Consider the following 5,993-nt stretch of genomic DNA (forward strand, 5'->3'; position numbering starts at 1 on the left):
TATTGATATAGTGAAACACTGTATTGTTTTGCAAACGCCTGCAACACCTGATCTGTATAGGCGCGGATCTTGCCAGCCGTTAGCCCAAAGCAGTGAATTGGTTCTAAGCGACAAACAGGTTTTTGCCCCAGCCAGAGTTCTGCGCCCAAGGCGTGCAATGGTTTATCCCCCGCTTCTTTATACAAATACAGCACTGCAAAATATGTCGTTGGTGGTTCGACTGTTACTGAATCAATTTCTGCTGAATTATTCTGCGAACGGTGGCGGTAAAACGAACGGCGATTATGACAGACTTTTGGATTCCAACACCCGTCCCCTGCTGTTCCATGCAGCACTTTAGCTTGAGTTGTTGGTAACTTGGCGCATAACTGACACTTGGGATCGAGTGGCTTGGGCATACCTTACTCCGCTTCTTCGCCAATCGCACGATAGTAAGCAGCGATCGCAGCTTCTTGTTCGCTGCGAAGGGTATAGCGCCGAAACGCTTTCTCGCTTTGATGCCCTGTTAATTTTCGTGCATGGCTGGGGTCAACTCCTAATAGCAATAAGTCAGTAGCGTAAGTATGTCGAAAGGAATGAGGATGTAAATCCTCAATGTGAGCTATTTCACCAATTCGTGGGCGTAGCTCATGATAGTGCAGCTCACTCCACGCCAAAAACCTTTTGAGTTCGCGTTCGTAAAGCTTGCGGCTGTTGGGTGCGAGATTGTTGCTGCGTAAAAATTCCAGAACTTTCACCCACCGAATATCGGTGGGTGGTCTTGTAACTCTAGTATGTCCAGAGAGCGATGCAGTTTCAGCGTCCAGAGGAATAAGTTTAATGGGAGGTAAGTTATTTAGTTCAGGGTTATTCACAGTAATCTTGCGCGATCGCACTCGGTGGCTCTGAATTTAAAAATTCAGTATACACGATCGCGGTGTAAGACAAAATAATCTACCCTTATCTTTTATCCGCCATAAACTACGATTAACACTACTTCCCTTTGTCGGTTTGCAGACTAAATGAATGTCGGTTTGCAGACTAAATGAAATTTGTGCGGACTAAGTGAAATTTGTGCGGACTAAATGAAATTTTGTTGCAGACTAAGTGAAATGCGTTTCATATCGCATAATCTTTAAGAATACCGGACTTCAATCCGCTCAAGTCTGGAAAGAGCAGGTTCAGCTTGGCTAACCCAGCTAGAAAAATAACTAACTCCAACAGCAAGAAAAACATTGGTCTTTTTTCCAGCCTGAAAATGCAGACAGGTATATGGTATGAGTCCCTAATTGAGAGGGATTATATGTACCTACTGGAAACTGACCCAGATGTGCTGTCGTACCACAGCCAGCCACTGAGCATCTTTTACACGTTTAATAACCGTCAACGACGGTATACTCCTGATTTTTTGGTTGAAGGCAGGCATAAAAAGTTACTTGTCGAGGTCAAACCAGCAAGCAAAGTAAATTCTGATAAAAATCTCAGTTTATTCCGAGCGATCGCCTCCGGCGGGGCGTAGCCCATCGCGCCGATCTGTGAAGAGAAAGGTTGGGAATTCGTTGTAGTTACGGATGCAATGATTCGAGTTCAGCCGCAGTTAAATAATCTCAAACTTATTTACAAATATGCTGGTGAACCGTTAAGTATCAATAATGCCCTAGACTGCTATCAGTATTTTCAAAGGCAGGTTTCAACATCAATAAAAACTGCTCTTTTAGATTTAGCTCCTAAGCAAATTAGTATAAATATTTTGTTGAAATTAATTTTTCTAGGATTCCTGAAAACTGACTTAAAGCAACCTATTAGTTCAAATAGCCCAATCTATATAAATCAAAAAGCACTTTCTCTACTGGAGTTTTCTATATGAGTAGGGTAAAACTATTTATTGGGTTACAGTTTTGGTTGAAAGGTCGAGAGTATACTATCAAACAAAGATTAACCGATGGTAGCTTTCAAATTTGTGATGTCGTAACAGAGAATGTATCCTGCATATCCCAAACTGATTTAATTCAGTTATTTTTCAAGGATGAATTGGAATTTGAAAATCTTCAAGCTACTACAAAAGCAAATAAAAAAAATTATTGTGGCGCAGATTTTACACAAATTCCTTTAGATTTAAAGCAGGAAGCCCTAAGAAGAGAACAATATGTACTTGCTGTGTTAGAGAAAAATGATAGCAGGCGCACCAAAGAATTACTCTGTCCAATCATAAAAGAAACATCTCAAAAAATTAATGATTCTCATCCGCCAAGTCACATTACACTTTATCGTTGGCTAAAAGGTTATGAGTATTCAGGAAAAGACATTCGCTCACTAGTACCAAATTATAGAGGTCGTGGAGATTATCGCTCAAAGTTACAAGCTGAAGTCAATGAAATAGTAGAAAAAGCTGTTAAAAAAATTTATCTAACTCCATTTAGAGCCAGTGTGGATGCCGTTTATGATGAAGTGGTCGCTAGCCTTGAACAAGAAAACAAATTTCGAGAAGAAATTGGATTAGAAAAATTAAAAATTCCGCATCGGACAACCATTTATCGCTCTATTTATAAACTAGAACCCTATGAAAAAGTTAAGGCTAGATATGGTTCTAAATTTGCAGATAAAATGTATACTGCAAGCCAAGAATCTCTGCGAGTAACTCGTCCTTTAGAAAGAGTAGAGATTGACCATACAAAACTACCATTTTTTGTAGTGGATGAGGAAACTCGATTACCAATAGGAACTCCTGCATTAACTTCTGCTATCGATAAATATTCAGGTGTAGTTGTTGGTTATTATCTAAGTTTTGAACCTTTTAGTTCATTGAGTGTGATGCAGTGTCTGCTCAATGCTATTCGTCCTAAAGATTATGTTAAACGTAAATTTCCTCAAGTAGAGCATCACTGGACTAGCTATGGATTAATGGAAACACTGGTAGTCGATAATGGCAAGGAATTTTATAGCGAACACTTTAAGGATGCTTGTAGCCAGCTTCAAATTCACATTCAATATACCCCACCTAAAATGCCTTGGTATAAAGCAGGGGTCGAAAGATTTTTTGGGATGTTAAATACCAAAATATTGGGAGGTCAACCTGGACACTTCCTTTTAGAGTTTACGCAGCAATATGATTATGATCCTAAAAAAAATGCTGTGGTTTCATTTGATGCCTTACAAGAAATGATTCATATATTTATCATTGATATTCATAATCAAGATGCTCATCCAGAATTTAAATGCCCCCGTTCTGAGGTTTGGGAAAAAGCATTATTAGAATATCCACCTGCATTACCACCTTCACATAAGGAATTAAGGGTTTTGCTAGGACGGATTGAGAAACGAGTTATTTCTATAAAAGGCATAGAGTTTGAGGGACTTTATTACAATAGTGCTGAACTTGTCCAGTTACGTGCTGATTTTGAAAAATCAGATAAAAAAAGCAGTTCTAGTAAGCGATTCAGAGCGAAAGCGACCATTAAAATTGACCCTCTCGATTTATCCAGTATCTATGCTTTTGACCCAACTTGTGACAATTTTATAGCCATACCTGCTGTATCTTATGCTTATACTCAAGGACTGTCTCTGTGGCAACACAAAGTGATTAAGAATTTGGCAGCAATTGAGTATAAAAAAGTAGATATTGTTGCCCTTGCTTTAGCTAAAAAGAAAATTCAAGAAATAGTGGAACGAGAATGGCTATTAACTAAAAAAGGTAAAACTCGTTCGGCAATGGCTAGGTGGAAAGGTATAGGAAGAGAAGGATTTAACAGGGATAAACCGGAAAATTCTCTAACACCAACATTAACTACTAGTATTCATCACCTGATAGAGGACGAATCTAATAATAGTTCAATGGCAGGCGTATCTGACATTGGTAGTGCTTTTAATTTATCTGAATCCTCACAGATTAATGAGAAAGATACTGATAACTCATCCTTTGAAGTTGAGTTAAATCAAGAATTATATCTAAATTCAACTGACGTTAACTTAAAAACCCCAAAAAAGCGAAAACATACCCGAAAGCAACAATCTTTATCTCAAGTTGAGCAAACAGTTTCTATTAATGACAAAGCGGCTGATGAGTGGAAGCCAGATTTATCTGGGTGGGATATTAGTATAGGTTTACCAAATTCGGAGATATAAATCTATGTTAGATAAAAAGCATTTGCTAAAAATGACATTATCAGAGCGATTGTATCTTGCTAATAACATATATGTTATCTATCCTCGCATCAAAGAGATTTTATCAGCTATTGATTATTGCCATCGTTTTTCTAACTTAAAAGATGAGCCAGACTGTTTATTTTTGCAAGGAGAAACTGGAACTGGTAAAACTACTATTTTTAGAAGTTACATTCAAGAGTCTCCCAGATATGAAACAGCTACTGGTACAGTTGTTCCGATATTGTCTGTTACCATTCCTTCCCCAGCGACAGTCAAAAGTGTTGTAACTAAGCTTCTTTGGGAATTAGGAGATCCTGCTTATGATAAGGGTACAGTAGGAAGTCAGACTATTAGGCTAATAGGATTGATGAAAGATTGTGGTGTAGAACTTATTTTTTTAGATGAATTTCAACATTTTATTGACCGAGATTCAGCTAAGGTACTAAAAACTGTTTCTGACTGGTTAAAAAATTTAATTTTAGATGCTAAAGTTCCGATAATTTTAATTGGTTTACCAGAAAGTAATGCAGTTTTTAATTTTAACTCTCAGCTAAGTCGTAGGTTTACTAATAGATATACTCTCAGCCCTTTTGAATGGAAAGCAGATTCTGGTAAAGAATTTCGGACTTTTATACATGCAGTGGAATCACAACTTCCCTTGAGTGATGAATCTTGTTTAGCTAGTGAAGAAATGTCCCTGCGTTTTTACTACGCATCTGACGGTGTTGTTGCTTATGTGATGAAACTAATTCGTTATGGGACTTATTTAGCACTTAGTCAAGGGTTAGAGAAACTTGATTTAAATGTTTTAGCTACTGCATTTGACAAGTATGTAAAAGCAGATAAGCTGCACAAGCATAACCCTTTCCTTACTGATGAATATCTCTTATATGAAAAGCAAGTTTATTCCTTACAAGAATTTTCAACGTTAGAAGCTACTAATCGCAGAATTAAACCAAAAACTCGCTCAACAAAGGCATCTGACATTTTACATAAATAGGAGAAGGAGGGAGTTAGCTTGTACACTGATAACAAACTTTTACGCCGCCCTCATCCTTACGCTGATGAAAGTTTAGTTGGGTACATTGCCCGACTCGCTGATAGTAATTATTACTCTTCTCCCGATTATATTTTAAAAGTTTCTGGGTTAACAAAGACAGAAAGGTATGCCAATATCTTTTATCCTCAATTCGATAGCTTATGTTTGCTAAGTCATATTACTGGAGTGTCAGAAAAAACTCTTTGGTCGATGGCATTTAGTTCTGTGGCTCTTGGCAAGACTAAATTTTTATATACAACTATTGTTCAAGCATTTGGAGAGAATATTCCAGTTAGGTTTCTTCGCAAACAAGGCCCAAGATTATGCCCTGTTTGTTTGCAGTTATCGCCTTATTATCGTCAAGTGTGGCATCTGCATAGTGTTACAGGATGTCCTTTCCATAAATGTTTTCTAATTGAAAAGTGTCCTAATTGTCATCAGTCTATTCAGTTTTTTAGAGCTAAATTACTCAAATGCAAGTGTGGATTTGATTTACGTAATTCTTCTATAACTACTATCAGCGCTGAACAGTATGCTTTGTCCTACCAAATTTCTCTGCTCTGTCAAGTCCCTGAGATAGATTTAGTTAACTATACTGATGACATTCAGTATTTAGAAAATTTAAAAGCATCAGACCGAGATAATTTATCTGGTTATTATTATGATTTATTTGAAGGTTTAATAGCTAAAGATACGATAATTAGTGATTACGTATTTTTCCCTTTATTAGAACTGCATACATTACTTGGTTGGGACTCAATACTGCTCGGTTAAGGGAAAATAGATAGTGGAATAAATCATAATTTGTTCGCGTGTGGCTTACGAGAACAAA

6 protein-coding genes are annotated in these 5,993 nt (G+C 37.3%); 4 read left to right on the forward strand and 2 right to left on the reverse strand.

Going from position 1 to position 5,993, the window contains the following annotated elements:
* Both GNF10_RS34200 and GNF10_RS34205 read right to left on the reverse strand, forming a co-directional pair.
* On the reverse strand, positions 1-398 hold a 398-nt coding region (locus tag GNF10_RS34200), incomplete at its 3' end, for a hypothetical protein (protein ID WP_185607401.1).
* Between the two features lie 3 nt (positions 399-401).
* A complete protein-coding gene (locus GNF10_RS34205; protein ID WP_185585472.1) occupies positions 402-854 on the reverse strand; it encodes a tyrosine-type recombinase/integrase in 453 nt (150 codons plus the stop codon).
* 428 nt (positions 855-1,282) lie between these two features.
* Here GNF10_RS34205 and GNF10_RS39115 point away from each other — a divergent pair, with 428 nt between their 5' ends.
* From GNF10_RS39115 to GNF10_RS34225, 4 genes are all read left to right on the forward strand, one after another.
* Positions 1,283-1,498: a TnsA endonuclease N-terminal domain-containing protein gene (locus GNF10_RS39115; RefSeq protein ID WP_185585473.1), complete on the forward strand. Its 216-nt coding sequence runs from the start codon at positions 1,283-1,285 to the stop codon at positions 1,496-1,498.
* Between the two features lie 512 nt (positions 1,499-2,010).
* Positions 2,011-4,101 (forward strand): DDE-type integrase/transposase/recombinase, encoded by a 2,091-nt coding sequence (locus tag GNF10_RS34215; RefSeq protein WP_260446368.1) that lies wholly within the window; start codon positions 2,011-2,013, stop codon positions 4,099-4,101.
* 4 nt (positions 4,102-4,105) lie between these two features.
* On the forward strand, positions 4,106-5,122 hold the full coding sequence (locus tag GNF10_RS34220) for a TniB family NTP-binding protein (RefSeq protein WP_230967361.1): 1,017 nt from the start codon (positions 4,106-4,108) through the stop codon (positions 5,120-5,122).
* Between the two features lie 18 nt (positions 5,123-5,140).
* Positions 5,141-5,935 carry a TniQ family protein gene (locus GNF10_RS34225; RefSeq protein ID WP_185593135.1) on the forward strand — a complete coding sequence of 265 codons (795 nt, stop codon included), beginning with the start codon at positions 5,141-5,143 and terminating at the stop codon, positions 5,933-5,935.
* Positions 5,936-5,993: the final 58 nt, after the last annotated feature.

The sequence above is a fragment of the Nostoc sp. UCD121 genome, assembly GCF_014222285.1.
Classification (GTDB): Bacteria; Cyanobacteriota; Cyanobacteriia; order Cyanobacteriales; family Nostocaceae; genus Nostoc.

Excerpts from the sequence above, each read along its gene's own strand:
- GNF10_RS39115 (WP_185585473.1), top strand. The coding sequence starts at position 1,283 with ATGTACCTACTGGAAACTGACCCAGATGTGCTGTCGTACCACAGCCAG.
- GNF10_RS34220 (WP_230967361.1), top strand. The coding sequence starts at position 4,106 with ATGTTAGATAAAAAGCATTTGCTAAAAATGACATTATCAGAGCGATTG.